This window comes from Deltaproteobacteria bacterium (assembly GCA_019310525.1).
GTDB lineage: Bacteria > Desulfobacterota > DSM-4660 > Desulfatiglandales > HGW-15 > JAFDEE01.
This window is the reverse complement of sequence record JAFDEE010000034.1, coordinates 39,675-66,425: the sequence shown is the minus strand read 5'-3', so window position 1 is coordinate 66,425 and position 26,751 is coordinate 39,675. Positions and strand designations below refer to the sequence as shown.

General features: G+C 52.9%; 25 protein-coding genes, 1 tRNA gene and 1 pseudogene. 13 read left to right on the top strand and 14 right to left on the bottom strand.

Annotated elements, in window-relative coordinates; translation table 11 throughout:
• Window positions 1-340: 340 nt before the first annotated feature.
• Window positions 341-661: an AzlD domain-containing protein gene (locus JRF57_08260; protein ID MBW2303688.1), complete on the bottom strand. Its 321-nt coding sequence runs from the start codon at window positions 659-661 to the stop codon at window positions 341-343.
• Window positions 651-1,436 (bottom strand): AzlC family ABC transporter permease, encoded by a 786-nt coding sequence (locus tag JRF57_08255; GenBank protein ID MBW2303687.1) that lies wholly within the window; start codon window positions 1,434-1,436, stop codon window positions 651-653. Before JRF57_08255 ends, JRF57_08260 begins: the two co-directional genes overlap by 11 nt.
• Window positions 1,437-2,112: 676 nt before the next feature.
• Between JRF57_08255 and JRF57_08250 the strand changes: the two genes are divergently transcribed.
• Both JRF57_08250 and JRF57_08245 read left to right on the top strand, forming a co-directional pair.
• Window positions 2,113-3,135, top strand: a complete 1,023-nt coding sequence (locus JRF57_08250; GenBank protein MBW2303686.1) for an acetyl-CoA synthase subunit gamma — start codon at window positions 2,113-2,115, stop codon at window positions 3,133-3,135.
• Between the two features lie 11 nt (window positions 3,136-3,146).
• The gene (locus tag JRF57_08245) at window positions 3,147-3,491 is read left to right on the top strand and encodes a 4Fe-4S binding protein (protein ID MBW2303685.1); all 345 of its coding nucleotides are present in this window, start codon (window positions 3,147-3,149) and stop codon (window positions 3,489-3,491) included.
• 38 nt (window positions 3,492-3,529) lie between these two features.
• Here the strand turns inward: JRF57_08245 and JRF57_08240 are convergent, their stop codons facing one another.
• Window positions 3,530-4,441, bottom strand: a complete 912-nt coding sequence (locus JRF57_08240) for a DMT family transporter (GenBank protein ID MBW2303684.1) — start codon at window positions 4,439-4,441, stop codon at window positions 3,530-3,532.
• Window positions 4,442-4,716: 275 nt separating this feature from the next.
• On the opposite strand from JRF57_08240, the gene JRF57_08235 reads away from it, so the two are divergent.
• Complete coding sequence (locus JRF57_08235) at window positions 4,717-5,328, top strand: septal ring lytic transglycosylase RlpA family protein (protein ID MBW2303683.1); 612 nt, start codon at window positions 4,717-4,719, stop codon at window positions 5,326-5,328.
• Between the two features lie 60 nt (window positions 5,329-5,388).
• Here the strand turns inward: JRF57_08235 and JRF57_08230 are convergent, their stop codons facing one another.
• From JRF57_08230 to JRF57_08220, 3 genes are all read right to left on the bottom strand, one after another.
• Window positions 5,389-6,063, bottom strand: a complete 675-nt coding sequence (locus JRF57_08230) for a TIGR04211 family SH3 domain-containing protein (GenBank protein ID MBW2303682.1) — start codon at window positions 6,061-6,063, stop codon at window positions 5,389-5,391.
• A gap of 225 nt (window positions 6,064-6,288) precedes the next feature.
• Window positions 6,289-6,432, bottom strand: a complete 144-nt coding sequence (locus JRF57_08225; GenBank protein MBW2303681.1) for a hypothetical protein — start codon at window positions 6,430-6,432, stop codon at window positions 6,289-6,291.
• 18 nt (window positions 6,433-6,450) lie between these two features.
• Window positions 6,451-8,025: an NAD(P)H-hydrate dehydratase gene (locus JRF57_08220; protein ID MBW2303680.1), complete on the bottom strand. Its 1,575-nt coding sequence runs from the start codon at window positions 8,023-8,025 to the stop codon at window positions 6,451-6,453.
• Between the two features lie 249 nt (window positions 8,026-8,274).
• On the opposite strand from JRF57_08220, the gene JRF57_08215 reads away from it, so the two are divergent.
• From JRF57_08215 to larB, 3 genes are all read left to right on the top strand, one after another.
• A complete protein-coding gene (locus JRF57_08215) occupies window positions 8,275-8,631 on the top strand; it encodes a hypothetical protein (protein MBW2303679.1) in 357 nt (118 codons plus the stop codon).
• Between the two features lie 89 nt (window positions 8,632-8,720).
• Window positions 8,721-9,203, top strand: coding sequence for an NAD(P)H-dependent oxidoreductase (locus JRF57_08210; protein MBW2303678.1), 483 nt, complete (start codon window positions 8,721-8,723; stop codon window positions 9,201-9,203).
• Between the two features lie 34 nt (window positions 9,204-9,237).
• Complete coding sequence (larB, locus tag JRF57_08205; GenBank protein ID MBW2303677.1) at window positions 9,238-9,987, top strand: nickel pincer cofactor biosynthesis protein LarB; 750 nt, start codon at window positions 9,238-9,240, stop codon at window positions 9,985-9,987.
• A 194-nt stretch (window positions 9,988-10,181) separates the two neighbouring features.
• Here larB and JRF57_08200 read toward each other — a convergent pair whose 3' ends face one another.
• Window positions 10,182-11,693: a radical SAM protein gene (locus tag JRF57_08200; GenBank protein MBW2303676.1), complete on the bottom strand. Its 1,512-nt coding sequence runs from the start codon at window positions 11,691-11,693 to the stop codon at window positions 10,182-10,184.
• A 383-nt stretch (window positions 11,694-12,076) separates the two neighbouring features.
• Between JRF57_08200 and JRF57_08195 the strand changes: the two genes are divergently transcribed.
• On the top strand, window positions 12,077-12,526 hold the full coding sequence (locus JRF57_08195) for a D-tyrosyl-tRNA(Tyr) deacylase (protein MBW2303675.1): 450 nt from the start codon (window positions 12,077-12,079) through the stop codon (window positions 12,524-12,526).
• A gap of 241 nt (window positions 12,527-12,767) precedes the next feature.
• Here the strand turns inward: JRF57_08195 and JRF57_08190 are convergent, their stop codons facing one another.
• The 3 genes from JRF57_08190 to JRF57_08180 form a co-directional block, all read right to left on the bottom strand.
• The gene (locus tag JRF57_08190; GenBank protein ID MBW2303674.1) at window positions 12,768-13,046 is read right to left on the bottom strand and encodes a hypothetical protein; all 279 of its coding nucleotides are present in this window, start codon (window positions 13,044-13,046) and stop codon (window positions 12,768-12,770) included.
• A gap of 80 nt (window positions 13,047-13,126) precedes the next feature.
• Entirely contained in the window at window positions 13,127-13,822 is a 696-nt protein-coding gene (locus JRF57_08185) for a DUF1641 domain-containing protein (protein ID MBW2303673.1), read from the bottom strand.
• A gap of 19 nt (window positions 13,823-13,841) precedes the next feature.
• A complete protein-coding gene (locus JRF57_08180; GenBank protein ID MBW2303672.1) occupies window positions 13,842-15,074 on the bottom strand; it encodes an FAD-dependent oxidoreductase in 1,233 nt (410 codons plus the stop codon).
• Between the two features lie 1,015 nt (window positions 15,075-16,089).
• On the opposite strand from JRF57_08180, the gene JRF57_08175 reads away from it, so the two are divergent.
• Window positions 16,090-16,227 (top strand): hypothetical protein, encoded by a 138-nt coding sequence (locus tag JRF57_08175; GenBank protein ID MBW2303671.1) that lies wholly within the window; start codon window positions 16,090-16,092, stop codon window positions 16,225-16,227.
• Window positions 16,228-17,216: 989 nt separating this feature from the next.
• Complete coding sequence (locus JRF57_08170) at window positions 17,217-18,698, top strand: methyl-accepting chemotaxis protein (protein MBW2303670.1); 1,482 nt, start codon at window positions 17,217-17,219, stop codon at window positions 18,696-18,698.
• 146 nt (window positions 18,699-18,844) lie between these two features.
• Here the strand turns inward: JRF57_08170 and JRF57_08165 are convergent.
• The 4 genes and pseudogenes from JRF57_08165 to rnhA all read right to left on the bottom strand — a co-directional run bounded on the left by JRF57_08165 (window position 18,845) and on the right by rnhA (window position 21,667).
• Window positions 18,845-18,917 (bottom strand) — tRNA-Phe (locus JRF57_08165).
• A 145-nt stretch (window positions 18,918-19,062) separates the two neighbouring features.
• Window positions 19,063-20,310: a hypothetical protein gene (locus tag JRF57_08160; protein MBW2303669.1), complete on the bottom strand. Its 1,248-nt coding sequence runs from the start codon at window positions 20,308-20,310 to the stop codon at window positions 19,063-19,065.
• Between the two features lie 349 nt (window positions 20,311-20,659).
• Window positions 20,660-21,100 (bottom strand): flavin reductase, encoded by a 441-nt coding sequence (locus JRF57_08155; GenBank protein ID MBW2303668.1) that lies wholly within the window; start codon window positions 21,098-21,100, stop codon window positions 20,660-20,662.
• A gap of 48 nt (window positions 21,101-21,148) precedes the next feature.
• Window positions 21,149-21,667: pseudogene (rnhA, locus tag JRF57_08150) on the bottom strand (ribonuclease HI).
• Between the two features lie 172 nt (window positions 21,668-21,839).
• On the opposite strand from rnhA, the gene JRF57_08145 reads away from it, so the two are divergent.
• From JRF57_08145 to JRF57_08130, 4 genes are all read left to right on the top strand, one after another.
• Window positions 21,840-24,272 (top strand): PAS domain S-box protein, encoded by a 2,433-nt coding sequence (locus tag JRF57_08145; GenBank protein ID MBW2303667.1) that lies wholly within the window; start codon window positions 21,840-21,842, stop codon window positions 24,270-24,272.
• A gap of 71 nt (window positions 24,273-24,343) precedes the next feature.
• A complete protein-coding gene (locus JRF57_08140) occupies window positions 24,344-24,772 on the top strand; it encodes a PaaI family thioesterase (protein MBW2303666.1) in 429 nt (142 codons plus the stop codon).
• A 236-nt stretch (window positions 24,773-25,008) separates the two neighbouring features.
• Window positions 25,009-25,521: a hypoxanthine phosphoribosyltransferase gene (hpt, locus tag JRF57_08135; GenBank protein ID MBW2303665.1), complete on the top strand. Its 513-nt coding sequence runs from the start codon at window positions 25,009-25,011 to the stop codon at window positions 25,519-25,521.
• Window positions 25,522-25,557: 36 nt separating this feature from the next.
• The gene (locus JRF57_08130; protein ID MBW2303664.1) at window positions 25,558-26,547 is read left to right on the top strand and encodes a zinc-ribbon domain-containing protein; all 990 of its coding nucleotides are present in this window, start codon (window positions 25,558-25,560) and stop codon (window positions 26,545-26,547) included.
• Window positions 26,548-26,751: the final 204 nt, after the last annotated feature.

Here is a 26,751-nt window from a genome sequence, read left to right as displayed (position 1 = left end):
TCAGATTCCCCGGAGGCAGCGGAAAGCAGGGGCTGACATTTTCTCCGGAGCGGGCGTATTTCGGCCCTGAATCAGGATAGATGAAGGGACGAAATCCGCAGTGCCTGTCCGCCGCTGTCTGGCGGGAACATAGCGAGGAGAACATGTCAGATCCTGCTTGAAGCGATAAATTCTATAGGGGTTTTAATAACTTCGGGGATTGACGACTCCCCACCCAACGGGTGGGTCCCCGGTTTGAGCCTGACCTGTCTGCCGTGCCTGCCTGTCCCGTTGGAACGGCAGATAGGCCCGGCACAGGCAGGCGCCGAGATTGGGTAAAAGGGGACGTTTTTCAAAGGTCTCAAAGTATTTTTTCCGCCGCCCAGAAGAGTGCCATTCCGAGGACAACCGTACCTGCCAGAGATCGGGTCTTGAGGGCGAAGATGAAGGTGGGAACGGCCACGATCAGCCCTGGAGTGAGGGGTGTCCACTGCCTGGGTTCTCCTGCGCTCAGCAGATCAGGAAACAACAGGGCACTGAGGATGGCCACGGGAATCAACTCAAGCCAATCCACAAACCAAGGAGGAAGGCCTTTCCTGGACAAGTAGTGAAGGGGAAGCCACCTTGGAAGATAGGTGACGAGTCCCATGGCTGCGAATAGCAGGATATATTCACTTCTCATATCGATCCCTCTCTGAATGAGTGCAGTTCGACACGGATGCGGCCCCCGCCTTTGATTGTGATTTCCTTATCCTAAGGTGCCCTCGCTTTAAAAGGACCCCAAGGGCAGCGGAAAGCATGGACGCGATTACTATGTGGGAATTTCCCGGGATTCGGAGAGCCAGGACCACGGAGAAGACGCCTGAGAGTATGGCCGTCAGAACAAAAAGTTTGCCCCTGAGTTGAAAAACAAGGAGGCAGAGGAACATGGCAGTCAGGGCATAGTCGATGCCGAAGGCCCCTTCGGGAATGAATCGACCCCCGACTCCCCCCAGAACGGTGCTGCCTATCCAGGCAAGGTTCGCCGTGTGATTGAGGACCAGTGCTTCACGCCAGTGCCAATCCCCTTCAAGGAACTTCGTGAGATTTACGGCAAAGCTCTCATCCGTCACTCCGTATGCGAAAAGGGAAACCCAACGTCTTCCGGGATGCCCTAAATACCGGGCTAAAGAGGAACTCATGAGGAGATGCCTCAGGTTTACGGAAAAGGTCGTAAGAACTATGGCCAAAAACCCCGCCCCGGAGCCCATCATCGAAACTGCGATGAACTGAGAACTCCCGGCAAAAACGAATAGAGACATGAGCCCGATTTCCAGGGGGCTCAAGCCTGCCTTCTGGGCCAGCACGCCGAAGGCCAACCCGATGGGGATGTACCCGAGGCAAATGGGCCATGAGGCCTTGATTCCCCGGGCTAAGATGTGTTTGATCTCCGGAGAAAATTTTCCCAATTCATCCATCTTTTTTCCCTTCGGCGGAATAATACCGCTGTAGCCCCTATTGAACGGGAGGCCTTTAATGTCCCGTTCTGGGAATGGGAGAACCTTCGGCCTTCAGGCGAAGGTTTTAGTTCGATCGTTTTTTTGATTAGGGTTCAAGGGGTCCAGAGGTCGAGTTAGAAATCGGGATTCGAGGAAAAATGATATTCACTTGGCCCCTTGAACCCTCGACCCCTTGGCCCCTGAAGCTATCGGCTTCAGCCGAAAGTAGTTTACATTTTTAACGGCTTCAAGATTGTTTATACAAGATTTGGGTTTAAAGGTCGTGACGGGGGAGGCTACCAGATCCCGATAATATAAATCAAGGGAAAGGAGAGAACCACGCCGGTTTTGATACATCCGGTGGGGAGCCGGGTAGTGAAGGTGCCTATGACCTATCGCTGAGGACATCTTGAACTTGAGGGCGATCCATATTATATTGAAATAGTAAAATTTATCAATTTTGAATGAAAATCGTGAAGAATATCATATGGTTATGCGCGGAAAGAAGGATTTGACAACTCCTTGTCCGGTCGAGTCCGGGATTCCGGTAGAGACGGATTCTTCGTGTCGAGGGCTGGTGATGGCAGGGGATAGGGCTTCAAGGTCGGGGGTTCGAAGCGGTCTCCCGGACTCAAGCCAGCCCTTTGTTGAAGGGATGCTACAAACGGCGGTGGGCCCGGTTCCAGAGGTGACATCAACCTTGAGCTGGAGAGACTTGTGGGGGCATTTTCTCGCCAGGTGGGGGGTTGGCCGCATGCACTTTACCGTGGATCCTGGAATATACGCTCTGGGAAGACCCGGGCAGGATTCCCCGGTCCTGGTCACGGCGAACTACAAAATGAGCTTCGACCGGCTCAGGGCCTCACTCCCTGGTAAAAACGCCTGGATACTGGTCTTGGATACTAAAGGGATCAACGTGTGGTGTGCGGCGGGAAAAGGGACCTTTGGAACCCGGAATCTGGTTCACAGTATCGAGTCCATGAGGCTCAAGGAACTGGTCTCCCACAGGCTGATCATCCTGCCCCAGCTGGGGGCCCCGGGTGTGGCAGCACACCTCGTGAGTAAGAGCACAGGATTCAAGGTGATATACGGGCCCATCAAGGCGGAGGATCTTCCTGCATTTCTTGACGGGCACTTTCATGCGACCCCTGAGATGAGGAAGAAGACCTTCACGACCTGGGAAAGGGCCGTCTTGATTCCGGTCGAATTCGTGACGGCCTTGAAATGGACCTTGATCGTAGCCCCGGTATTTTTCTTGCTGGGGGGGATGGGAGGACCGGAGGGATTCTGGGCAACGGCGATGGACTCGGGCCTCTTCGCTGTATATGCTCTATTTACCGCCCTTGCGGCAGGCGTCATTTTCACCCCCCTTTTCCTTCCTTGGTTGCCTGGCAGGGCCTTCACCTTAAAGGGCATGTGTATGGGGATCCTGTGCGCTGGTTGTTTGGCCTTATACCGTGGGTGGCGGATAGAGGGTTGGCCCGATAGCCTGGAGATCCTGGGTTGGTTTTTCCTGGTGCCTGCTCTGGCCGGATATTTCGCCATGAATTTTACCGGGGCCTCTACCTATACCTCCCTTTCGGGGGTCAGGAAGGAGATGAAATGGGCCGTTCCGGCTGAAATAGGGGCCGGCATAACGGGTCTCGTCCTGTGGTTGGGATCCCGCTTGCTTGCCTGAAGGTTAATGATATGGCAAATCTGATTTACTTGAAAGATGTTGTGACCCTCTCCCTGGATGAAGGGAAGTGTACAGGGTGCGGAATGTGTCTTGTGGTCTGCCCACAAGAGGTTCTGGTCAGGCAAAACGGAAAAGTATGGATCGGGAACAGGGACGCATGTATGGAATGCGGTGCCTGCATGCGGAACTGCCCCTTCGGCGCAATAACCGTTGAGGCGGGGGTGGGATGTGCCGCCGCCGTTATCAATACTGCGCTGGGTCGGGAAGGATCATGCCGCTGTATCCTGGAAAGGGATGAGGAGAAGACAGGGGAACGGTTACCCCTGGCAGGGCCGGGCCCGGGGGCATGTTATTAGTCTGTAGGGCGCGGTGACATCTGATAATGAAAAGAGACTTACTCCTTCGGCCCCTTTTCCCCGAGGGTTCCAAGGTAGATCGCGACAAGAGCCAGGATTGCACCGGAGGTTTCACGGGGAGTAATGGGCCGTTGAAACAAAAGGATATCCCAGAGGAAGGCGAGGGTCGGCTGAAGTAAGAGGATCAACCCCGCGCGGGAGGCATTCACCATCGGCAACCCCCTCGAGATGAAGACCCATCCCAGGACCTGCCCGGCGATTCCGTATGCCACCAAGGACAGCCAGGATTGAAGATCTGGTATGCCGAAACCTTCTTCGCCGAGCCAGACCTCCAGGCCCATGAAGAGAGCGGAGAAAAGAGAGACAAACGCGACGGTGTGATAGGAACTCCTTCTGTCGGATTCCGATCTGATTTTTCTCAGGAAGAGTAGATAAGCTGCATAACAAAGGGCCGCGAGAAGTCCGAAAACCACGCCCCTCTTGTAAATTTCCGGGAAGTTTCCCCAGTCCGGCCCGACCAGAAAATACAGGCCCGCCATGGCAAGGGGAAGTGAGAGAGCCAGTTGCCAGGTCGTTTTCTCACCCAGTAACCATACTCCGGCAAGTGCCAAGAAAAAGACCTGGAAGTTAGCGAGAAGAGTTGAAAGACCAGGACCGACGGCCTGAATGCTGCGGTGCCAGAAGGTGAGATCCAGGGAAAAGAGCAGACCACAGACCGCCACTAAGGGGGATAGGCCGTGTCCTCGGAAAATAGGTTCTCTTCGGAGACCCAGTAGAAGCAAGAGTATGAGTCCACCGAAAAGCATCCGGTAGAATCCTGCCGTAGCCGGTCCTACATGGGCCAGCTTGACGAATACGGCGGAAAAGCTGATCAGGGCGGCGCCGGAGGCGACCTGGACATACCCCTGAATCCTACGGTTTTTTCCCTCTGAGGCCCTTGATGGGTTCATGTCCTTCCTACCCGCTGCCGTTGACGAATAAATCACTGTTTCTTATACTTTGACTCCTGACAGGTCGTTGTTCCGGGCCTAGGGCGATCCTTTCCATTATTCATTCGTCTTGACCGGCCGATAGAAGGCCGGTTGGGGAAAGAGACCGAGGTTTCCCAAGGATCTCCGCCCCATGGAAGGAGGGCTCATTGGTGATGAAAAGGAATTGCAGGCCCCTGAGTATTGGGGGGCTGCTTGCGTTTATCCTTGGATCGATAACTTTATTCTCCTGCAGTATGCTCTCAACGGGCTACGACATTGTTGAGGGGACCGTTAAGACCACCTATAAGGTTACGAAGGGCGTCACCAAGGTGGCCCTGGGTACCGGGAAAGTCGTTTACAAGGTAGGTGGTTTCACCTTTAAGGTTGTCATCGCACCCCTTTCGTGGCCCCTGACCCACGAAGAGATCGAATCAATGGACGGGCTTCCGCCGAAGGAGGCGATCCGAAAAGGTCGCGTTAAGAATTCACCTTACGTCGTCCGGGGAAAGAAGTATGTGCCCATGTCCATAGAGGAGGCGGCGCGTTACCGGGAGACAGGTATCGCCTCTTGGTACGGGTACGAAACCCGGAACAAGAAGGGCGGGCATATGACCGCGAATGGGGAGGCCTTCTTCCCTGAAGGGTTGACGGCCGCCCATAAGTACCTCCCCCTTCCCACCCACGTGAGGGTGACGAATCTCGAGAACCGGCGATCCATTATCGTCCGCGTCAATGACCGCGGCCCCTTTGTGAAGGGGCGGATCATTGATCTGAGTGCCGGTGCGGCCAAGCGGCTCGGTTTTTACCGGAAGGGAACCGCACGGGTCTTGGTGGAGACGGTGAAGCTGGAAGGGGCGGCCGGTTGAAAAAGAAGGGCCTGCTCATACGGTTGAAAGCCCGATCTCCCGAAAAGGAGTCCCCGCCGATTAGTAGAGTGATCTTCTCCTTCTCTGCTGGCGTCCAACCATCAGCCCTATAAGGAGCCCGCAAAGAAGAACCAGGGCCCCGGTAGCAAACCACTTGTTCATTTGGGAGGCCCGAAGGTCGTCATTTTCCTTGCTCAGGCGCTGGAGTTCCTTTCGCAAAGAGACCAGTAGGCTCTGGGCGGCTTTGTGGGTTTTCCGGAGTTCGAGATAACCCTCAGCACCCTTTTTAAGGTTCTCGTGCCGGATTTGAAGATCCTTCAAGGTCCGTATGGTTTCCTGGAGCCGGTTCGAGAGACTTCGATTTTCATCGATTGCCTTGTTCAGGCTCTCTCGGGTTTCGGACAATTTCTTCTCCAGGGCGGTATTCTTTCTTTTGTAATAGTCAGCCTGGATTTCCCAGGGGACACGGGTCACGAGATATCGGCCGAGCACCCATCCTTCACGGGTTTTTCCCCCGCTCTCCTGGACCTGAACGCGCGACCAATCTCCCTTGGTCTCCAGGATTTCCACGGCCTGAGCGGAGGTGAGGACGGAGATGATCTTGTTTTCCACGCTGGGACCGGAACGAAGGGTAATCTTAAAGGAGTCGGTCACATAAGCCTTCTCCGCCCAGGAGAGGGATCCGGTCAAGCAGACCAAGAGAAAGACGCCAAAAAAGAATGCAATCCTTTTCATGCCATCACCTTTTCGATTCCCGGGTGTTTCCCGCCGTAAAGAGCCATGATCTTCCGTTCATTCATCGATGGGTTCCTTGTGAAAGCACACGCCGGGTGGATCGGTCCTCCTGAACCCTGAATTTCCCGGAGAGTGAAACGTGCGCCCCATACAAGAAGACCTGAAAGTCTTCCCGTGTTAACATCCTGAAAAAATTGAACCTTTTTTAAAGTCTCGTATCTTTTCTTACTCTTCGAAATGGTCGACCCGTTCCCTGATGCAGGCCGCAAGCACTTCGAGTTCATTCTGTTTCAATTTCAGAAGAAAACCCAGATCGATATCCGTATTCAAAAGGCTCTGGATGATTTCCAACAATTTTTCTTTTGTCATAACACAATCCAATGACAGCTAAATGATACGCGCCCCCGCGTATCTTTTCTTCAAAGGAGAGGAAATTCCTTCACGCACTGTCTTTAATGCCATAGGCAGATGGTCCAGGATGTCCTGGGCTGTGATCCCGTCCTCTCCCTTCTCCAGGGCGGCCAGGTCACCGGAAAGACCGTGAATGAATACCCCGGTCCTGACAGCCTCCGGAACGGGCAGGCCGAGACCGAACATGGCGGCGATTGTACCTGTTAGAACGTCTCCCGAACCGGCCGTGGCCATGCCGGAGTTGCCGCTGGTGTTGATGAAGACCCGCCCGTCGGGACTTCCCACGAGAGAATGGGCTCCTTTCAGAACAATGGTCGCTCCGAGTTTTCCGGCCGTCTCCCTGAGTATGCTGATTTTATTCCGATCCACCTCGGGAATTTTCATGCCCGTGATCCTGGACATCTCCCCGAGGTGGGGCGTGAGGATGGTGGGATGTTCTCTTTTCTTGATGATATCTAAGTCCGCGCAGAGGGCCGTAATGCCGTCCCCATCGATAAGGAGCGGTTTTGGGATCGCCCTGGCAAGATTTTCGGCAAGTCGGCGGGTCTCTTCCGCCAGGGAGAGTCCGGGACCCAGGACCACCATATCCATTTTTTCCGCAAGCTCCACAAGGGCGGCCTCGTTCTCAAGGGACAGGCTTCCGGCCTTGGTCTCTTCCTGGGGCACGAACACGATTTCACTCCCCTTGTTTGCGATGAAGGGGGTTATTGAACGGGGGGCCGCCAGCCGTGAATATCCGCCGCCGGCCTTCAGGAAGGAGAGGGCCGCAAAGTAAGGGGCCCCGAAATAGCCGGAGGCCCCGGCGATGAAAAGAACGTCGCCGAAACTCCCCTTGTGGCCGTCCTTTTTCCTGGTGGGAAGTGCGGGAATGGGATTGATTTCCACCTTGAGGCGATCATCCTCGTAAAGGATGGGCGGAAAAGAGATATGGGTCACGTAGAGTTCCCCGCAGTGTTCGTAGCCGGGGAAAAGCATGTTCCCGTACTTTGGAAGCCCGAAAGTCACCGTGCAGTCCGCCCTAACCGCAGTCCCCAGTGCTTGGCCTGTATCCCCGCTGATCCCCGATGGAATGTCCACGCTGAACACAGTCTTACCGCAGGTATTGATCAGCTCAATGACCTCCCGGTACAGGCCCTCTACCGGCCTGGCAAGACCGGTTCCGAAGATGGCATCCACTACTGCATCACAATGCCGGAGATCTTCCCGGACGGATTCGGAGGATGTGATTTCCCGTACTTCCACGGGAAGCCTGGAAAGGATGTCGAGGTTCGATCTGGCCGAACCCCTGAATTTGTCCCGCCTGCCCAGGATCAAGACCTTGGCCCTCCCGCCGTTCGAATGGATCTTTCTGGCGATGACGAAGCCGTCTCCACCATTATTACCCAGACCGCAGAATATGCAAAATTCCCCGTTCCTGACCTCCATCTTCTGCTGAATGACGGTAAAGAGTCCGATACCGGCGTTCTCCATCAACAGTTCATCCTTGATTCCGTATGTCTCGATGGCCGTCCGATCCAAATCCCTCATCTCGGACACGCTGCAAACCTTCATGGTGAACCTCCGGCATTCGTCCCCGTCATGGCGGGAATTTCCATTGCTTGCGACTTGGGAGGTAGAATAGGGAGATTGGGCCACCTTGTCAACATCTGTGAGGAATGCCCCCGCACCGGGACTTGACGGGCCGAATACCTTGGGCTATGGTCCTAAGGGCGTATTGGGGCCACACACCCAGTAAGAATGCGCATTTCGGACATCCTGCAATTTTGTTCAAGGACAGGCCTCCGGCCTGGAGGGGAAAACGTGGACACAAGACAGGCGATTTTGGCCTTTTCCCAGAGCGAAAAGATCAAGTCCGGTCTTATCTGGATCTCTCAAAGCCTGGAGCTGCTTCAGGGATTGCCCCCTGCAGAGAGAAAGGGAGCGGAGAGGGTCCTGAGCATCCTTCTAAGGTTTGTCGAAAACGAATTGGGCCCTGCCAGAAACATTGTGGGAGGCGATTCCTGGGAGGAAATCGGGAATCATATTGAAAGGGCCCACAACATGATCCAATCGGGTGTAGGCCACGAAGCGGCAATCCATCTTTCAAGGGCCCTGAGCAAGGTGACCAATACGAGCCTCAAGGCCATGACGGCGCTCCAGGAAAGGACCTTGCTTTAGGACTGCTATTCTGGGTGCAGATCCTCAAGAAGAGGAAGTCCACTTTGGGCCGCCTTCAGAAAAAAGCCAATCTTCAAGGAGGTGTTTGTATGCAAGTCTTGGTGCTCTATCATTCAAAGGGTGGAAACACCCGGAAACTGGCTGAGGCCATCGCAAAGGGGGTCGGAGAGGTTGAAGGCGTTGAACCCGTCCTGAAGAGCGCGGCAGAGGTAACCCAGGAAGATTTTCTCGCCTCCGAGGGCGTCATCGCCGGATCACCCGTCTATTTCGGGGTCATGGCCGCTGAATTGAAAAAGGTCTTCGATGAATTCGTCGGGGTCCGTAAGAGAATGGAGGGCAAGGTAGGTGCCGCCTTCGCCACTTCTGGAGATCCTTCGGGCGGGAAAGAGACTACCATCATGTCCATCATTCAAGCCCTGTTGATATACGGGATGGTGATCGTTGGTGATCCCATGTCCGCTACCGGTCATTACGGCGTCGCATGTGTCGGCGCTCCGGACGCCCGGACAGAAGAGAACGCCGGGAAGCTCGGACGACGGGTGGCCGAACTCGTCAAGAAGCTTCGCGGCTGATTCCGCCGCTCGGGAGGTTTCGGGGAGGGGAGAGGTGGAAGAGAAGGCCGTTCGGGAACTGCTGGAGAATGTCAGGAAGGGCCGGATCGGGATCGATGAGGCGATGGAACGCCTCCGGGGGCTGCCCTTCGAGGATCTCGGTTACGCCTGTATCGATCACCATCGGGGCCTGCGCCGGGGAGCCTCCGAAGTTATCTTCGGCGAAGGGAAAACGGCTGAGGAGATCCTGGGAATCGTGCAGGGGATGTGTGAGCAGGGAGACAATATCTTGGTCACCCGGCTGGCTCCTGAAAAGGCTGAGAGGGTCATAACCCGCTACCCGGAGGCCACATACCACGAGAACTCCCGTGTCCTTGTGCTGGAAAACCGCCCCGTAGAGGACCGGGGAAAGGGAGAGATCCTGGTGATCAGCGCCGGAACCTCCGATATACCGGTGGCCGAGGAGGCGGCCCTGACAGCACGATTCATGGGAAATAGGGTGGAGACCGTCTACGATTTAGGGGTGTCGGGGCTTCACAGACTCCTGGCTCACCGGGAAAAGATTGCGGCTGCAGCGGTACTCATCGTGGTGGCGGGGATGGAAGGGGCGCTTCCCAGTGTGGTGGGGGGAATGGTGGACAAGCCCGTCATCGCAGTTCCCACAAGCATTGGCTACGGTGCAGGCCTTGGGGGGATTGCAGCCCTGCTGGGAATGCTCAACTCCTGTGCCGCCGGGGTAACGGTCGTGAACATCGACAACGGCTTCGGGGCCGGGTATGCGGCAAGCTTGATCAACAGGTTGTAAGGCCCCAAATCCCCGCCTGAAATCTTCGGCTCCCGCCTTGTCTGATCCCGGCACTCATTACTCGGAATTCCAAGGGCAGGGAGGTAAGACCCTCGAAAATCCTTAACCGTCAAGATCGGGATTTTCCCCGAAATGGAATATCAGCCCCTTAACAGGTTGTTGAAAAACGTAGCATCAGCAAGCGCAGTAGTTTTTCAACAACCTGTTAGATGCCGTATTTCCCTGACCAGCCCCTTCAATTCCGGGACCCTTTCCCTTTGATTCGAATCCCAGCAGGGCCAGAGCGTGTTGTTGTGGTAAAGGGGTTCCCCGGCCAGGTCATACTCCGATTGGTTCAAGGCATCCTCCCACAGGGCCGTGTGTGGGATGGGTGAATATTCGGCGAGGTAAGGCATGGCCCCTGCACTGTCCACGAATCGGATGGTGTCTATGACCGATTCAACGGACTGGCCGGGCAGGCCCGCAAGGATGTAAGCTCCGATGTCCTTTTTTTCGTAACCGGCCCGATGAAGGTGGCCTGTGGCCCTCTCGAATTCACCCTGGGATACCTTCCCGCCCAATCGATCTTGCAATTCCATATCCGAGGTTTCCAGCCCGAGGCGGATAGTCCTGAATCCGGACCTGATCATGAGCCTTGCGATCTCACCCGTTATTTCCCTGACATGAAGGGCGTTGGGGGTGTGAAACCTGATCTTCAGTCCCATTCTGACCAGGTCTTCCATGATCGGTATCATGCGGTTTTCGGCGTGGACGAGCAAGGCATCGTCATAAAAGGCAAAGTCCCGGACGCCGAAGTCTCGGTGCCAGTATAGGATCTCCTCCAGGATCTCGTCCCGGTCCCGCTCCAGGAACAGGGGTTGGAGATATCCGCTCGCACAATACTGACAATGGTAAGGACAACCTGAGGAAGTGGAAAGACAGACATAATCCAACCTGCGCATCAGATCAAAGGCCGGAACCAGAAATCCCGGAGCCTCGTTAAAACTTTCCCCTTCCGGGATCCCCAGCTTCCTTAAAAGTGCCAGCAGCTCCTCGAAGGCTCGCTTTCCCGCACCCGGGATGAGATGGTCGGCCCCTGAATGCTCCAGTGCATGATCCCTGCAAAGTGTGGCATAGATTCCCCCGAGGATCACCGGAACCCCCGGGAGATTGGTTTTCACCAGATTGATCACTTCCTGGACACCAGGGTACCAGTAAGTCATGAGGGAGGTGACCAGTACGGCCGCTGGCGGGGGGTGCTCTCCCAGTTCCCTGAGAAAGACCTCCTTTCGGATTCCATAACGGCTGTAAGGCCTGGGAACCCTTTGGAGGGGTGAGGGGTGGGGGACCCTTTCCCTCCAGAACTTCCCTGTTCCGTATGCCCTCCGGACCGGGTGACGGAGGGAGGATTCCCGGTACATCAGGGGGTGATAGACATCCATGCAGTCCAGGAAACGGATCGAATATCCTTGTCGCCTCAGCCCGGCGGCCAAGGTGAGAAGCCCTAAAGGCTTCGACCACAGGTCGTATGCTGCAAAGTCGTAAATCCAGGGGTTTATGAGGAGTAAAGTACCTTGCATTTGGAATATGGATGAAAGGTTTCCCCCTTTCGTTAGGGACTTCTTAATAGACGGACAACCATTGTAACCTATCCCGGTTTTAATGGACAGCCTTTGAAGGTTTCCCAGATGAAATTCTCTGGGCTCAGAATGGATCATTTGGATCATTGGACTGAAAGGCTCCCCTTGGAAGGTAAGGGGTAAGACAGGTTTGAATAAAAAGGGATCTTATGCAATAATCCCATCAGCGCGGGATCCCGTAGATAGTGTCCATCCATAAATCCATAAATGGCCAATTTCCGCAATCTCTGCGTCAGGCTCAAACCGGGGACCCGCCCGAAGGGTGGGGAGTCCAAGCGCAGCGCGGACAAATTTTAATCCTCGAAATACTTCAAGGTATTCCTGCGGTTAAAATTTTCGCCTTCCTTGACCTTGCACAAATTTTCTCATTTATGGATGGACACTAGATAGAACGTGAGGCATGCCGCCCCGGATGGCGGGTCCGGCCGAGCCACAATCAGGTGCGGGGTTATGGTTTTTCGGAGGATCGGATGCGGGCTGTTGTTCAAAGAGTTGAGGAGGCGAGAGTGCTCGTGGAGGACCGGGTGATCGGTGAAATCGGGACTGGACTCCTGGTCTTTCTAGGCGTTGGGGAGGAAGACGACGAAAAGGACGGCGAAAACCTTGCAAGGAAGATCGCTAATCTCAGGATCTTCCCTGATGAACATGGTCTCATGAACGTGTCCCTCGCCGAAACAGGGGGAGAAATCCTGGTGGTCTCCCAGTTCACTCTTTGGGGAGACTGCCGAAAGGGCAGGCGACCGTCTTTTGTCCGCGCCGCCTCTCCTGAGAAGGCAAAAGTACTTTACGAACGTTTTATAGGTGCGCTTCGCGGCATGGGCTTAAGGGTCTCCACTGGCGAGTTCCAGGCTATGATGAAAGTGCACCTCGTCAATGATGGGCCTGTTACCCTGCTCCTTGACAGCTCCAAGGCCTTCTAAGTCGGTTTGGAACGGTCGTTTGCAGCGGGAAAGATTTCGGTGCCTCTCCAAAAGCCTTTGGTGACGCTGCGTTCCAGGCCCCAAAAGGATACTTGCAAAGTGCCCTGAGGCCGCCCTCTTCTTGCCGCTGGAGGAGTAACGGTTTTGGCAGGCTGTTGAAAAGCTACTGCGCTCGCTACGTTTTTCAACAGCCTGTTGGACGGTCCTCAGGGAAAGAGGGGGGCTACCCTCTTAGGTTGTGTTAAAAGGTTCGGATACTGGGGGAGCGAAGAATCCGTGTTTCGGTGCACTCGGGTTTAGGACATCGCCTGGGGAGAAGATGGGGGTTTTTTCCATCAGGGGCGGAAAAGAAATACCAGATTCCACTTTTTCTGTTGAACCAGGCTTCACCGGTCACATGCTTTCCCTTTACGCGTACTCCGGCCTGATATATTGTAAACACGCCCTCTTCCCGGGGAATTCCGTAAACCCTGGCCTGTCTTTGACGGCCGTCTTCACACTGGACCATTTGCCTTTGCATGGCTCCCTCCTCTCCTGTGTTGTTCATGCATGTTCCAAAGGCGGAAGGCCCCATGGCTTCCAAGCCTGGCCTGCCTGGTTTTACTCTCCCATCCTGCGTGCCTCCCTGGTAGCGGCGGATGAGCTGGCTTCCTTAAGCTTTCCAAGACCCTTGGTCAATTCGAGCAACACACCGAGACCGTCTTTCAGTTCTTTTTTGGATCCGCCCCACAACAATCCAATAGGGCTTACGCATTTGGCTTTGGAAAGATCCACGCTGCACGGCACTTCTATCATGCTCTCAAAAAAGGCCTTGGCTTGGGGATCGGTCAGTTTCTTCGCGAAACCCAGCAGGGCCACCAAGCCGTCGCCGATCTGTTCGATATCCTCCGGGGTATATTCTGCGGCGATCTTGGCCCGGATACCCAACGTAGCATTTAGAATGCGGAACACCCCCCTCTGTTCCAGGTCATCAAGGTAATTGATGATCTGAGGCACACTGGATTTTAGCAGGGGTTCCAAGGTGGTGACGAAATCGATCAGATTGCCCAGTTGGCGTAGCGCGTAAGTCAGGTGTCGCACGCTTCTCAACAGTTGCTTGCCCAGTGCCAATAAGTCCTCCAACTGGAAGCTTGATTCCACCTCCTGAAGTTCTTCTATAAGGCTCTTGACAGCATGATTGGCCAGGGGCGTGAGGTCGTTTTTAAGCTCCTGCATGGAGGCCGAAGCCTCCAGCAAGGGGGTTAGTTTGGCCTCGATCCGATCGAGTCGTTCCAAGATCAAAGCTTCTTGATTCATGATACCCTCCTCCCTCCCCTCAAAAGACCTGGCGCATCTTTCCTGCCATGGTGAATTGCGGTTCTAATGGCAGCTCCAATCCCTTGAGCATCAGGTTCCAGTAAACCCACTTAAACATCATCTTGCCGTAGTAATTGAAGGCGCTCTCTCCCAGCAGATTGAATGGCCCCAGGCCCGGAAACGGAAATTTGCCGGGGAGGGGCTCCACCTCGTAATTGAAGTCGATCAATAGGGCTTTTTCATACCCTGAGCAGATAAAGCAAGTGGCATGGCCGTCGAAAGTGGGCTTGGGTTCTTTGCCGTCGATTTCCCTCAACAGGTTGTTCACCACGGTGTCCGATTCGTAGTGGGCTACTGCACCCGCCTTGGAAGTAGGAACGTTGGTCGCATCACCGATCACATACATGCGGTCATATTGCTTGGCCTTGAGCGTGTAATGGTCGGTGTCCACGTATCCCATGGGATCGCCGATTTCGGATTTTTGAACGTAAGCGGCCCCAAAGTTGGGTGGAATGGAGACCAGGAGATCGTAAGGCACCTTGTCTCCCTTATATGACTCAATGGTCTTCTCTCCGGGATTCACCTGGGCCAAGTCGAAATTGCCGGTGAACAGAACCCCCTTTTGCTCCGCGAAGCTGCCGAAGGTCTTGGCGGCCATAGGCTTGGTAAATATGTCCCCGAGTGGTGAGACCAGTTCAATCTCGACATCTTGGCGCACACCCTTTATCGTGAAGTACCAATCGGCCATAAAGATAAATTCAATGGGAGCGACCGGGCATTTGAAGGGCATTTCGGCGATGTTGAGGACGATACGGCCGGATTCAAAATATTTCAGCTTTTTTTGGAGTTCAATGGCGCCCTCCAAAGTATAAAAATCAAAAATATCTTTTCGCCAACCATCCATCATGCCATCAACCTCTTCCGGAACTGTACGGCAGCCCGAGGCGATGACCAGCCAATCGTAGTCGTAGTTGCCCTTTTTCCCGGTTACGGTTCGCTTGACCGGGTCAACGGCCACTACTTCATCCAACACGAATTGGACGCCTTCAGGAATGAATTCCCGCTTTGGTTTTACGCAGTCCCTCGGGGTATAAACGCCGAAGGGGATGAACAACCACCCGGGCTGGTAGTGGTGCATCTCGTCATTGTCGATGACCTGGATCTGCCATTGATTTTCATCGAGCTGTTGTTGCAACTTTGCGGCAACCATAGTGCCGCCAGCACCCGAACCAAGGATTACGATCTTTTTCATAGGATCCTCCCTCTGATTTTGAAACGAAATCTCCGTCTTCAGCGTTAACAGATACCGATCCTTCCCCCGGGTCCCCATGGATCGATAGGTGCCGCACCGTGGCGGCCGACTTCAATAGGGTTGAATAATCGTGATGGCTCCAGATGTTGCTCGATCAGGATTGGCTCTAAAAGCTGGAAAACTTTTCTATGATTTTGGGCTTCACCCGCCAAGAAAGAGCCAAGACAGCAGCCTGGGAAAGGATGTTAATCCTACAATGTAGTTATATTAATACGACATTGTAGTATATAGTGTCAAGTAACATCTCAATGTTTTTTCAACTCATCCTTTAGGTTTTCCCTGTAGGGCATCATTGTGGATTTTTTTTCAACTCATCCTTTAGGTTTTCCCTGTAGGGCATCATTGTGGATTTGATGAGAACTGGTGCGGTCCGTTAATATAGTGCCCATCCATAAATGGCCCTTTTGCCCAATCTCTGCGTCAGGCTCAGATTTTAATCCTCGAAATACTTCAATGTATTCCTGCGGTTAAAATCTTCGCCTTCCTTGACCTTGAACAAAATTGCCTGCTTACAAAATTGCCTGCTTTATGGATGGACACTAATATAGTTGACACACCGGGTTCAGGGCATAAATTGTAGGAAAGCGTCAATCCTGCTGGATGTTTGAACAAGAGATGCCTGAAGGGAGATCCTTTTGAATAAGAAAGAATTCGGCCGTATCCGGTCAAATTTGGGCAAGACCCAGGCCCAAATAGCCCATCTTCTGGGATGTTCCGTCAAGACTGTCCAGAGCTTTGAGCAAGGACTCAGGAAAATCCCCGTCCACGTTGAAAGACAGCTTTTATTTCTTTTGTCCTGTGCCAGGAGCCAAGGGCAAGAGAATAAGGGACTGTGCTGGGAAATCAACCATTGTCCAATAGAAATGCGGCGGAAGTGCCCGGCTTGGGAATTTCAATTGGGACACCTGTGTTGGTTTGTCAATGGGACGTTCTGTAAGGGGAAAGTCCAGGTTACATGGAGAGAAAAGATCAGGCTTTGCCGGAAATGCGAAGTGTTCCACCAGGCTTTGCCCGGCAAAATTTCAATCCTCAAAATACTAAATGTATTCCTGCGGTTGAAATTTTCGCCTTCCTTGAACTTGACCAAAATTGAGCATTTTTCAAAGATCTCACCTTATTGTTCCACTCATGAAATGTGGGAAAGCCCGTGCCTCCGGCAGGGAGAGAAGGAGTGAATATGACCGGAACCCTGATTTTTAAAAAAGAGGACAGCCTTGAATAAAGGTCCCTTGCTAACATGGCAGCTTTATGAGTCAATGCCCCTGGCAAAATCGTCTCTCTTCAAGAAAGCTTCGAGCAACAGCCCGTCAAGGGTTGACCCCGAGTTATTTTTTGCCTCCACAGCCGATCATTTCAGGTTTCAGTTTAGTTTTCACCTTCATCAACCGATGAGATAATAGAAAAATGCTATTAAGGGCCTGAAAAGCATTGTCGGCTGCTGAAAATGACGATTGAGGGGATGATTCATCAATGCCCTGACCGCGATAGCAATAATGAGGGAAACCAAAGGAAAGCAGCCACTAACCATAGATCCATCAGGGCGAAAAGGTCATTTTCAAAAGATAAGCCCATTGCCTGACCTTTTCGCCGGGCAAGACGGAGTACCGAAATACCCGGTCATTCGGAGCCAGGAGTGCCTTTGAATGAATTTTCGGTGCAGCCGCATTGTAGGTGCGACCATGCGTGGTGCTAATAGGATCTTCTGCGCCGAGCAGGTTTCCGAATTTAAGCAAACCTGTGTAACGCAGGAAGGCGCTATATTAAGGGATGGCAACGTTTCACATGCTTTGCCGCCCAAGTAGTATCCACCCCTGAATAGATTGCAAACACTAAAAATTTTTCGACCTTGAAATCAGGTACTTCTCAGCAAGGCCATGGAAACCGGAAACCAATCCTGAGGGTCAATGGTTAGGGTCCGGGCGGAGACAAAACAACGACTCTCCAGTGACATACTGCGTAGCGTTATATCCCGCCGCCGGCGCAAATCTTCCGCCTCCATGAGACGGTTAAAATTTTCGCCTTCCCCTCCGGGGCGTAGGCCTTACGGGCCGGAGGCTTGGCCTTGAAGAAAATTGCCTATTTATGGATGAACACTATTTAGGGATTTGCCAAATGAATTTGAAGCATTTACCGGTTGGAAAACAAATTGGGCTCAGTTTTGGTCTTGCCACAATCATAGTGACTGTGGTGGTGCTTTTAGGTTTTGCCGGCCTGAGCGGAGTTATCGTCGATGCCTCCCGGATAATCAAAGGTTACAGGTTAAATATGCTCTTGGCGCAAGAAGAGGTCGATGCCCTTGACTGGGCCAATAAGGTCCATGGGATATTGGCCGACCCGGACGTTGCCACATTGGTTGTGCAGATCAATGACTCCAAGGATGGTTTCAGCAAATGGCTGTATAGCGACAGGCGCAAAGAGGCAGAAGCGTTGTTTCCCTCCCTCGCACCATTACTTGCCAAAATCGAAGCACCGTACCGCCGTTTTCATGATTCTGCAGACAAGATCAGCAAGGACTTCAAGGAGGCTGGACAGGACCTTTCAGTCATTAAGAACGCAGAAGAGACTTACTTAAGGAAAGCCATGCCAGCTCTTGCTGAGATCAGAGAAGTTTTACATGAGATCCGCACTGAAGTCGAAAATCGGGTTTTGGCCGAGGAGACCACGATGCTGGATTCGGCCCGGAAGAGCAGGCGCTATGTGGCCATAGTGGGAATCGTGGCCATTGTCGCCTCCATAACCATCGGATTTCTCATTACATGGGGATTCGTTTCAGTCCTTAAAAGAGTTTCTGAACAGATAAACGAAGGGGCTGAAAATATTGCTTCAGCATCCACCCAGGTATCATCCTCCAGTCGCCAATTGGCCGAAGGCGCATCCGAGCAGGCTGCCTCCATTGAGGAAACATCTTCTTCATTGGAGGAAATGTCGTCGATGACCAGTCAAAATGCAGACAATGCCGACCAGGCGGACCATCTGATGAAGGATGCAAATATGCTGGTGGGTCAAGCGAACCGATCCATGACCGAATTGATCGAGTCAATGCAGGAAATTTCTGCTGCCAGCGAAGAAACTTCCAGGATTATAAAGACCATCGACGAAATCGCCTTTCAGACCAATCTGCTGGCCTTGAATACAGCGGTGGAGGCGGCACGGGCTGGAGAAGCTGGCGCCGGGTTTGCAGTGGTGGCTGATGAGGTGCGAAATCTTGCCATGAGGGTGGCTGATGCTGCCAAAGACACCGCAGCGTTGATTGAAGTCACGGTGAAAAAGGTGAATAACGGATCGGAACTGGTCTCCCGCACCAACGATGCCTTCTCACAGGTGTATCAAAGTGTCTCAAAGGTGGGAGAACTGGTGGCTGAGATTGCGGCTGCTTCCAATGAGCAGGCCCAGGGGATCAATCAGATAAACACTGCGATTTCCGAAATGGACAAGGTGGTGCAGCAGAATGCCGTTAATGCCGAAGAATCGGCTTCCGCCTCGGAACAGATAAACGCCCGGGCCGAGAAACTGAAAACCACCGTTGATGAACTTGCCCGGCTAGTGGGGAGCCGTTGGAAATAGGATGGGTTTTCCCAATATTCTTTGATATTTTTGAATGATACGGATTCGCTGGTTGAAAGGCGAGTACCTTTACACCCAGCAAAACGGCACAAAAAAAGAGGGTTAGGTGTGTTCCATCTAACCCTCATCCATATTAGCTTTTGGAGTGCCGAGACCCAGAATCGAACTGGGGACACGGGGATTTTCAGTCCCCTGCTCTACCGACTGAGCTATCTCGGCAATCGGGGCGTATGATAGTCTCTCCGGGTTCGCGCGTCAAGATGAATTTTCCATAATTTTCCCCCGATCCGGCATCATTCCTTTCCGTCCTTTCAGAAGGGGAGAGAGCGAGAGATTGTGGACCGGTTCAATAATTTAGTTTTTTTCAGGACTTAGAATCATCTTTATCCAATTCCAGTTCGAGGTCCAGGTTTTCCAGGTCCGTGGGGAGTTCAATCTCCTCCTGGGGGGTTGACTCCCGTGGCGGCTCTTCAGAAAGCATGATTTCGTCCAGATCTATGGGGGTCTCTTCTATCTCGAGATCAACTCCCTCATTCCCTGCCGCAGGTTCCAGTATGGGTTCCTCAAGTTCGAGTTCCTCATATTCAAGGGAAGGTTGAGCTTCATCAGAGGCGGATTGTTCGGTTTCGAGGGGGGGAGCCGGGGGTATGTCCGTCCCGATTTCCAGTTCCCCGGTCTCATTGACCTTGAGATCCTCAAGGCTTAGGTTGATCTCCCCGAGTTCAGCTCCACCAGTCGTTTCCGGTTCCACGGGGACCTCTTCGTCGGTTTCTCCAGGGGAGCCGTCACCGGGCTTAAGGAACTCATCTTCCAGGCTGATCTCATCCAGGGAAAGTTCGACCTCCCCGCTCTCACCCGTATCTGCAGCCTCTTTTTCTCCGATCTCCAGGTCGCTGAGGTCCAGTTCGCCTTCCCCTTCGCCCTCAGGTAAAGACGTTTCAAGGCCGACTTCAGGAGGATTCTCTTCAGCACCTTCAAGAGCGGAGATATCTCCCTGGTCCGCCCCTTCGATACTGTATTTGTTGAGTTCAAGTGTAAGGTCTTCAGAGCCGGCCTCCATCAGGGGTTCCCCTTCTTCATCAGAGGCAAGCCCTTCTAAATCGAGACTGATTTCTTCTTCTTTTGGTTCCAGCGCGGTCTCTTCATGGAGGTCTTCGGCGAGTTCCGGAGCCGGCTCTTTTGATTCAATGGGGATTTCTTCCTCCTCAGCCACTTCGAGTTCGAAATCGGGACCGATGTTGATCTCGGCCTCTTTGGGCAGTTCGATTTCTCCCTTCAACTCTTCTTCTGCTGAAACAATACCCTCGTCGGCCGCGCCGGTTTCAGGTTCAACAGGAGGTTCAAACCCGAATTCACCGGTCTCGTCCATCATGGTATCCTGTGCCTCGAGATCAACATCCAGGGATGGTTCACCCAAAATGGCCTGTCCGTCAAACTGCGCTGAATCCTCGATCCCTTCCTCCTCGCCGATCAGGGCTCCCAGGAGAAAGGGAGGGTTGGGTGGAAAGGCCGGGAAATTCAGCATTGCCTGTACCTGGGAGATGTCACGATTACACTTGGGGCAGGCAAGGTTATAATCAAAACTGATATAGTTGCATTTTGGGCATTTCATTTTCGACCCCCGCTGTTGATTGTGTTTAAAAAGAGTATGACCGGCGTTGGTGGCTCGGACGAAAATAGAGCCTCCCAGGCCGGAACCAGGTTGCTGTTTTTCAAAAACCTAAACTGAGCGTTACGAATTTTTTAAACACCTTCTTAATCCCTTGAATACAGTAACTGTGTCCGGTGCGGCAGCGAGACCTTTGAAAAACGCCCCCTTTTGCCCAATTAATTGCGGCGTCAGGCTCAAATTTCAATCCTCAAAATACTAAATGTATTCCTGCGGTTGAAATTTTCGCCTTCCTTGAACTTGACCAAAATTGAGCATTTTTCAAAGGTCTCGCAGCGAAAATGCCCCCTTCCTAGTCCTTCCCGAGGTACACCCCTCCGTAGTCTGAAGTATTCAAGGGGTCTTCACTAAAATGAAGTCGACCGCTCAGGACCTGGCCCACATAAAGGGTATGGTTCCCTGGAGTGTATTTTTCGATAACCCTGCATTCGATAAAGCCAAGCGAATCCTTGAGGATAGGGCAACCGCTCGCCCCCTCGACCCAGTCGATGGACTTGAATTTTGCTCCGGGCTGCGGCCCCTTGAAGCGCTCTAAAAAGTCTTTTTGATCCTTTCTGAGAAGGTGAAGGGCAAAGGCGTTGCTCTTTTCTATAAGTTCGTGGGTGTATCGATTTGGATGCACTGCGACCAGGACAAGGGGAGGGGCATAGGATACCTGGGAAACCCAGGAGGCGATCATGCCGTTGATCCGTGTCTTGTAACGGGCCGTCAGGACATAGATCCCATAAGTCATACATCCCAATACGTCAAGCCACTCATCCGGTACGGGTTCTCTTTCCTCCGGGCGTCTTTGGCACTGTTGAAGGGCCTCCCTGGCAAGGGCGTCACAACGCTCGTTCTCTTTATGACCGGCATGCCCCTTTATCCATTTCCACTCGATCTCATGTCCCTTGGACAGTTCAAGGAGTCTCTCCCACAGATCGCGATTCAGGACAGGTTTCTTCCGTGAATTGATCCAGTTGTTTCTTTTCCAGACGGGAACCCATTCCGTCATTCCTTTTAACAAATAATTGGAGTCGGTGGTCACCCGTATACGTGAAGGCCTCTTGATAAGGCGGAGCGCCTCGATCAGGGCTGTCATCTCCATTCGGTTGTTTGTGGTATTCGGATGGCAGCCGGATATCTCTTTTACCGTATCACCGAACTTGAGAATTGCTCCGTACCCCCCCGGCCCAGGGTTGCCGCTACAAGCTCCGTCACAATAGATCTCGATAGCCCTGTCACTGCGGGTTTTCTTCGCACCAGGCTTTGTTTCCCCTCTTACAGCATTTTTTCGAGTCACATCAGACAAGATTCCCATCTCCCGAATGAAATTTTTATGCAAAACTTGTTCCTGAATGAAAAAAAGGGGATTTCCCAACCTATCGAGAGAGCCGATAAGTTGAACCGGTTGAGGGAAAACCCAAAAATGTAATGACAATTTAACTGAATTTATTATAGGATGCACGAAATATACTACAAGCGGAATTTTTATGGCAGACGATCGAACGAACGGAAAACAGGGACCCCAAAAGGGGGAAGTACCGGAAGGGCCCATAGGAAGCCCCCAAAGCGCCGGAAAGTCGAAAATTGACCGTCAGGCCCGCCTCTCTGATGAACGGTATCGAAGCTTCATAGAAAATATCAGGGAGGGGGTCTATGAAGTGGATATCGACGGCAATTTTCTCTATTTCAACAATTCCCTTTGCACGGTCTTCGGCTACCCTAGGGAAGAGATCCAATGGCAGAACTTCAGCAAATTCATGGATGAAGAACATGCCCGGGCTGCCTTTGAAATCTTCAACAAGATTTACAGGACAGGCGAGGGGATCTCGGATCTGGTCTGGCGGATCGTGGACAAGGATGGACAGGGGAGGATTATTGAACTCTCCGCCAGTCTCATCACCAATCCAGAAGGGGAAAAGATCGGTTTTCGGGGAATCGCAAGGGATGTCACGGAGAAATACAGGGCCCAGGAAGCCCTTCGCGAATCCGAGTACCGTTATCAATGCCAGTACGAGGCAAGCCGTGCGGCTGAAAAAAGATACCGGACCCTCCTGGAGTTTGTGCCTTACCCCATGGTGGTTTTCGCCATGGATGATACCGTGACCTATCTGAATCCCGCCTTTACTGAAACCTTCGGATGGACCTTGGAAGAATTAAGGGGCAAGCCGATCCCTTACTTCCCCGACGATCTGGCCCAGGAATCCCGCAAGGATTTTCTCAAGCGGTTCGAGGAAGACCATCTATCACGTTATGAGTCAAAAAGACTGACCAAGGACGGCAGGGTTCTTGACGTTGTCATCAAGGAGACCCTGTTTTCGGAAGATGGCCGCGGCCCGACCGGAAAACTCGTAATTCTAAGGGATATCACTCAAGAAAAACGCGTTACCAGCATGAGCGAGGCCATGATCCGGATCAGCATGGCCCTTCCTGAATATCCGGACCTGGAGGACTTGCTCAATTACATCAGCGGAGAGATCAAGCGATTGTTGAACGCCGAAGGCGCCATGGTTATTCTCCTGGATGAGGAGAAAAACGAGCTTTTTTTCAGGGCGGGTGCCTACCTCGACCAGGACACCCAGAGGCGTGCCCGGGAGATCCGATACCCGGCCAACACGGGAGTTGCAGGCCGGGTGATTCAGACGGGAAGGCCGGCCATAGTTTTGGACACCTCGAAAGACCCGGATTTCAACCCGGCTGTGGATAGAAGGCTCGGAACCCATGCCCGAAATATGCTCATGGTGCCCTTGAGGAGCAGTGATCGGATCATTGGTGTGTTATGTGCCATCAATAAGGGAGAAGGCGTATTCGAAAGCCAGGACCAAGAACTCCTGAACATGATCGCGGGCACGGTGGCACTTTCCGTGGAAAACGCCCGGTTCGCCAAAGAGATCACCGAGGCTTACAATGAGGTGACCAGCCTCAACCGCGCCAAGGACAGGGTGATCAATCACCTCTCCCATGAATTGAAGACCCCGGTGTCCATCCTCATGGGATCCCTGAATATATTGAGAAAAAGGCTTGAAGCCCTTCCGGAAAAAGACTGGAAAGTCACCTTGGAAAGGGCCCACAGGAATCTCAACCGAATTCTTGAGATCCAGTACCAGGTTGAAGACATCATGCAGGAGAAGCATTTTAAGACCCATGCCCTCCTCTCCATGCTACTTCAACAATGCCGGGACGAACTTGAAGTGCTTGTGGCGGAAGAAGTGGGAGAGGGCGACATCGTAGAAAGAATACATAAACGGATCGAAGAACTGTTCGGCACAAAGGAGAGCAAGGTCAGGGAGCTTTCCCTTAATAAATTCGTGGGAGACCGGGTCGAACAATTAAAGGAGCAGTTTTTACACCGGAAAGTCGAGATCAACGTAGAATTGGAAGATACTCCCTCCATCTGCATTCCGGAAGATGTCCTCGGGAAAATCGTGGACGGGATGGTGAAGAACGCCGTGGAGGCTACTCCGGACAGCGGGAAAATCGAGATCACGGTCAGGAAAAGAGGCAGGGGTGCGGAGTTTGAAGTCAAGGATTACGGTATCGGAATCACCGAGGAAAACCAACGGCGCATCTTCGAAGGGTTTTTCATGACCCAGGAGACCATGGAATACTCATCGAAAAGGCCCTTTGATTTCAATGCGGGGGGAAAAGGAGCGGACCTGCTTCGTATGAAGATTTTTGCGGAACGCTACCATTTTGACCTGGACATGGAGTCCTCCCGGTGCCGCTATATCCCTCGTGAACAGGACCATTGCCCCGGAAAAATAGAGGAGTGTCCATTCTGCAAGACGAGGGAAGATTGTTACCAATCGGGGGGCAGCAAATTCAAGGTCTTCTTCCCTCCGGCCCCGGTAGAGGGCTGCGATAAGAAGGAGTCTTCCGGGGAGGACAAGGGAAAGGAAAGGGACGGTGCATTTTCCGCTTAGGAGAACGGATGAGAGATCCAGGAGTCTCAGGGTCTGCCGAGTGGTACGGAAAGGAGGTCTTGTTCACCGGTATGGAGCAGGGGAAGCAAGAGGCTTTTAGGAGGGCGGTGGAGGATGAGCCCTTTGCCGTTAAAATGGGTATGCGGTTGATATCCGTGGACGAGGGTCGTGCCGTGGTGGAAATGAAGATCCGGCATGACAGCCTCAACACCCTCGGTATGATCCACGGAGGAGCCGTTTTTTCCCTCATCGACGAGGCCTTTGAGATTGCATCCAATTCCCACGGTACAAAGGCGGTGGCCTTGAACATGAATGTGACCTTTCACCGGCCGCCTGCCCTGGGAGACCTGGTTCGGGCCGAGGCGAAAGAAATTCATCGTACCCGGAAAACGGCGACCTATGAGATCAAGGTGACGGACCCCGCAGGGGCCCTCATCGCCTCTTGCACGGCCCTGGTCTACCGCAAAGGAGAACGACTGGATTTCCTTGATGGAGAATAGGTGCTTTATGCAGCCGCCTTGCATTTTGACGCTTCCATTGATGCAGCGGCGGGTTTCATGGGCTTGGGCCGACTGCCTTGTGATTAAAAAGGGGGAGAAGGCGCTCGGCGGATTAGGAAGTCGGTTGACTTATCTTTAGAAATTCAATATCTTACGAAGAGAGTGCTGGTCGATGAAGTGGGGGGTTCGACCAGAAACCTGGTGGATTTCGAGTATGAAAGCGAGTAAAGGGAAAGGTGAAAAAAGAACTGCTTTTTGATCGCAAAACGATTTTTGAGCGTGTGCAGGGCCTTGCCCGGGAAATATCGTCAGAATATGCAGGGAAGGAGCCGGTCGTTATCGGAGTCCTGAACGGGGCCGTTTTTTTTCTCACGGACCTGGTCAGGGAGTTGGATATTCCTTCTGTCATCGACTTTATAAAGGCATCAAGTTACGGCTCCCGGATGCAATCCAGCGGATCGGTCGCCCTCACCAAAGACGTCGAGATACCCCTTGAGGGCAGGGATGTCATCCTGGTGGAGGATATCGTGGATACCGGGCTCACACTGAAAAAGATCCTGGAACACCTCGAAGGCAAGTCTCCTTCATCGATAAAAGTCTGCGCCTTGATCGACAAGCTGGAACGGAGGGAGGAACAGATAAATATCGATTATTGGGGATTCCGGGTGGACAAAGGATTCCTGGTGGGATACGGCCTTGACTTCAACGAGCAGTACAGGTCCCTGCCGGGTATATATACGCTGGAATGACGGGGTATCCCGCGCTTCAAAGGGAGGAAGGGGCGTATGATTGTAACATGCGAAAAGTGTCAGTCGAAGTTCCGGTTGGAGGATGGTTTGGTCAAGGAAGGAGGGACCAAGGTCAGATGTTCCCTCTGCCGACACGTATTTACCGCCTATCCCTCCGAATCCGTTGAGCCCGGAGAAACGGAGGATACCCATGATGTGGTGGAAGAGACCCTGAAGGAAACCGTCGCCCTGGATGCCCCTCCGGGTCAGGAAGAGGCGCAGCCCGAACCTCTCGGGGGGGAGGAGAAGGAAGCTGACAGGGGAGAGGCCGAAAAAATAGCCGAAGAAGAACTTCAGGATTTTTCCTTTGGAGAGGAGGAGGGAGCAGTCGAGGAAGGCGCCGTTGATTTCGGGGAAGATGAAATGGAAGAAACTGAAGCAGAACCGGAGCCTTCAGGAGATGTTGAGGAGACCTCCGAGCCGTCCACGGCACCGAAGCGGGGTCGTTCAAAGGCAGTACCCATAGTTCTGATCATTATCCTTCTCCTTCTGCTCGGAGGCGCATACGTCTATTTTTTCAAACCTGACATCATCACTGACTTCCTGCCTGTTCCCAAGAAGAGCCCGCAGGAGGAGATAAAGGATTCCGGTGTCAGCAGGCTCACCTTTCCAACTGTAAGCGGAGCCTTTGTGGAGTCCCAGAAGGCGGGTCAACTTTTCGTGATCAGGGGGATGGTGACCAATAATTACCCCAAACCCCGCAGTTTCATATACGTAAAAGGGAGCCTATTGGACGACCGGGGCAAGGTAGTCAAGATAAAAAAGGTCTATGCGGGAAACAGTGTCCCGGATGAGGAGCTCAAATCCATGTCCATGGCGGATATTGACCAGATCCTCAACAACAAAAACGGAAAGGGAAACATGAACATCGGAATCCTGCCGGGAAATTCGATTCCCATTATGATCGTCTTCGACCAACTCCCGGAAAACCTCAGCGAGTTTACCGTGGAAGCCGTCAGTTCCAGTCCATCCACCCGGGCGGAATAATCCACTGACCTCTACGGCCCCTCCGGTTCCTTCTGAAGGAGTAACTGAAGAATATTAATAAGGAAGTTCATGTCACTATTGTCCAAAATAGGATTTGTTGCTCCAAGCAGAGGCTTCGGATTTTCTCCGGAGCGGGCCTATTTCGGCCCTGAATCAGGACAGATGAAGGGCCGAAATCCGCAGTGCCTGTCCGCCGCTGTCTGG

Coding starts and splice junctions, on each gene's coding strand:
- JRF57_08245 (MBW2303685.1), top strand. CDS start 3,147: ATGGCAAATCTGATTTACTTGAAAGATGTTGTGACCCTCTCCCTGGAT.
- JRF57_08250 (MBW2303686.1), top strand. CDS start 2,113: ATGCTACAAACGGCGGTGGGCCCGGTTCCAGAGGTGACATCAACCTTG.
- JRF57_08155 (MBW2303668.1), bottom strand. CDS start 21,100: ATGACTTATGGGATCTATGTCCTGACGGCCCGTTACAAGACACGGATC.
- JRF57_08255 (MBW2303687.1), bottom strand. CDS start 1,436: ATGGATGAATTGGGAAAATTTTCTCCGGAGATCAAACACATCTTAGCC.
- JRF57_08225 (MBW2303681.1), bottom strand. CDS start 6,432: ATGACAAAAGAAAAATTGTTGGAAATCATCCAGAGCCTTTTGAATACG.
- JRF57_08130 (MBW2303664.1), top strand. CDS start 25,558: ATGATTGTAACATGCGAAAAGTGTCAGTCGAAGTTCCGGTTGGAGGAT.
- JRF57_08180 (MBW2303672.1), bottom strand. CDS start 15,074: ATGAAAAAGATCGTAATCCTTGGTTCGGGTGCTGGCGGCACTATGGTT.
- JRF57_08170 (MBW2303670.1), top strand. CDS start 17,217: ATGGATGAACACTATTTAGGGATTTGCCAAATGAATTTGAAGCATTTA.
- JRF57_08195 (MBW2303675.1), top strand. CDS start 12,077: ATGCGGGCTGTTGTTCAAAGAGTTGAGGAGGCGAGAGTGCTCGTGGAG.
- JRF57_08175 (MBW2303671.1), top strand. CDS start 16,090: ATGGAGAGAAAAGATCAGGCTTTGCCGGAAATGCGAAGTGTTCCACCA.
- JRF57_08200 (MBW2303676.1), bottom strand. CDS start 11,693: ATGATCCAAATGATCCATTCTGAGCCCAGAGAATTTCATCTGGGAAAC.
- JRF57_08185 (MBW2303673.1), bottom strand. CDS start 13,822: ATGAATCAAGAAGCTTTGATCTTGGAACGACTCGATCGGATCGAGGCC.
- JRF57_08235 (MBW2303683.1), top strand. CDS start 4,717: ATGCTCTCAACGGGCTACGACATTGTTGAGGGGACCGTTAAGACCACC.
- JRF57_08145 (MBW2303667.1), top strand. CDS start 21,840: ATGGCAGACGATCGAACGAACGGAAAACAGGGACCCCAAAAGGGGGAA.
- JRF57_08140 (MBW2303666.1), top strand. CDS start 24,344: ATGGAGCAGGGGAAGCAAGAGGCTTTTAGGAGGGCGGTGGAGGATGAG.
- JRF57_08220 (MBW2303680.1), bottom strand. CDS start 8,025: ATGAAGGTTTGCAGCGTGTCCGAGATGAGGGATTTGGATCGGACGGCC.
- JRF57_08210 (MBW2303678.1), top strand. CDS start 8,721: ATGCAAGTCTTGGTGCTCTATCATTCAAAGGGTGGAAACACCCGGAAA.
- JRF57_08260 (MBW2303688.1), bottom strand. CDS start 661: ATGAGAAGTGAATATATCCTGCTATTCGCAGCCATGGGACTCGTCACC.
- JRF57_08230 (MBW2303682.1), bottom strand. CDS start 6,063: ATGAAAAGGATTGCATTCTTTTTTGGCGTCTTTCTCTTGGTCTGCTTG.
- JRF57_08190 (MBW2303674.1), bottom strand. CDS start 13,046: ATGCAAAGGCAAATGGTCCAGTGTGAAGACGGCCGTCAAAGACAGGCC.
- JRF57_08160 (MBW2303669.1), bottom strand. CDS start 20,310: ATGAAATGCCCAAAATGCAACTATATCAGTTTTGATTATAACCTTGCC.
- JRF57_08240 (MBW2303684.1), bottom strand. CDS start 4,441: ATGAACCCATCAAGGGCCTCAGAGGGAAAAAACCGTAGGATTCAGGGG.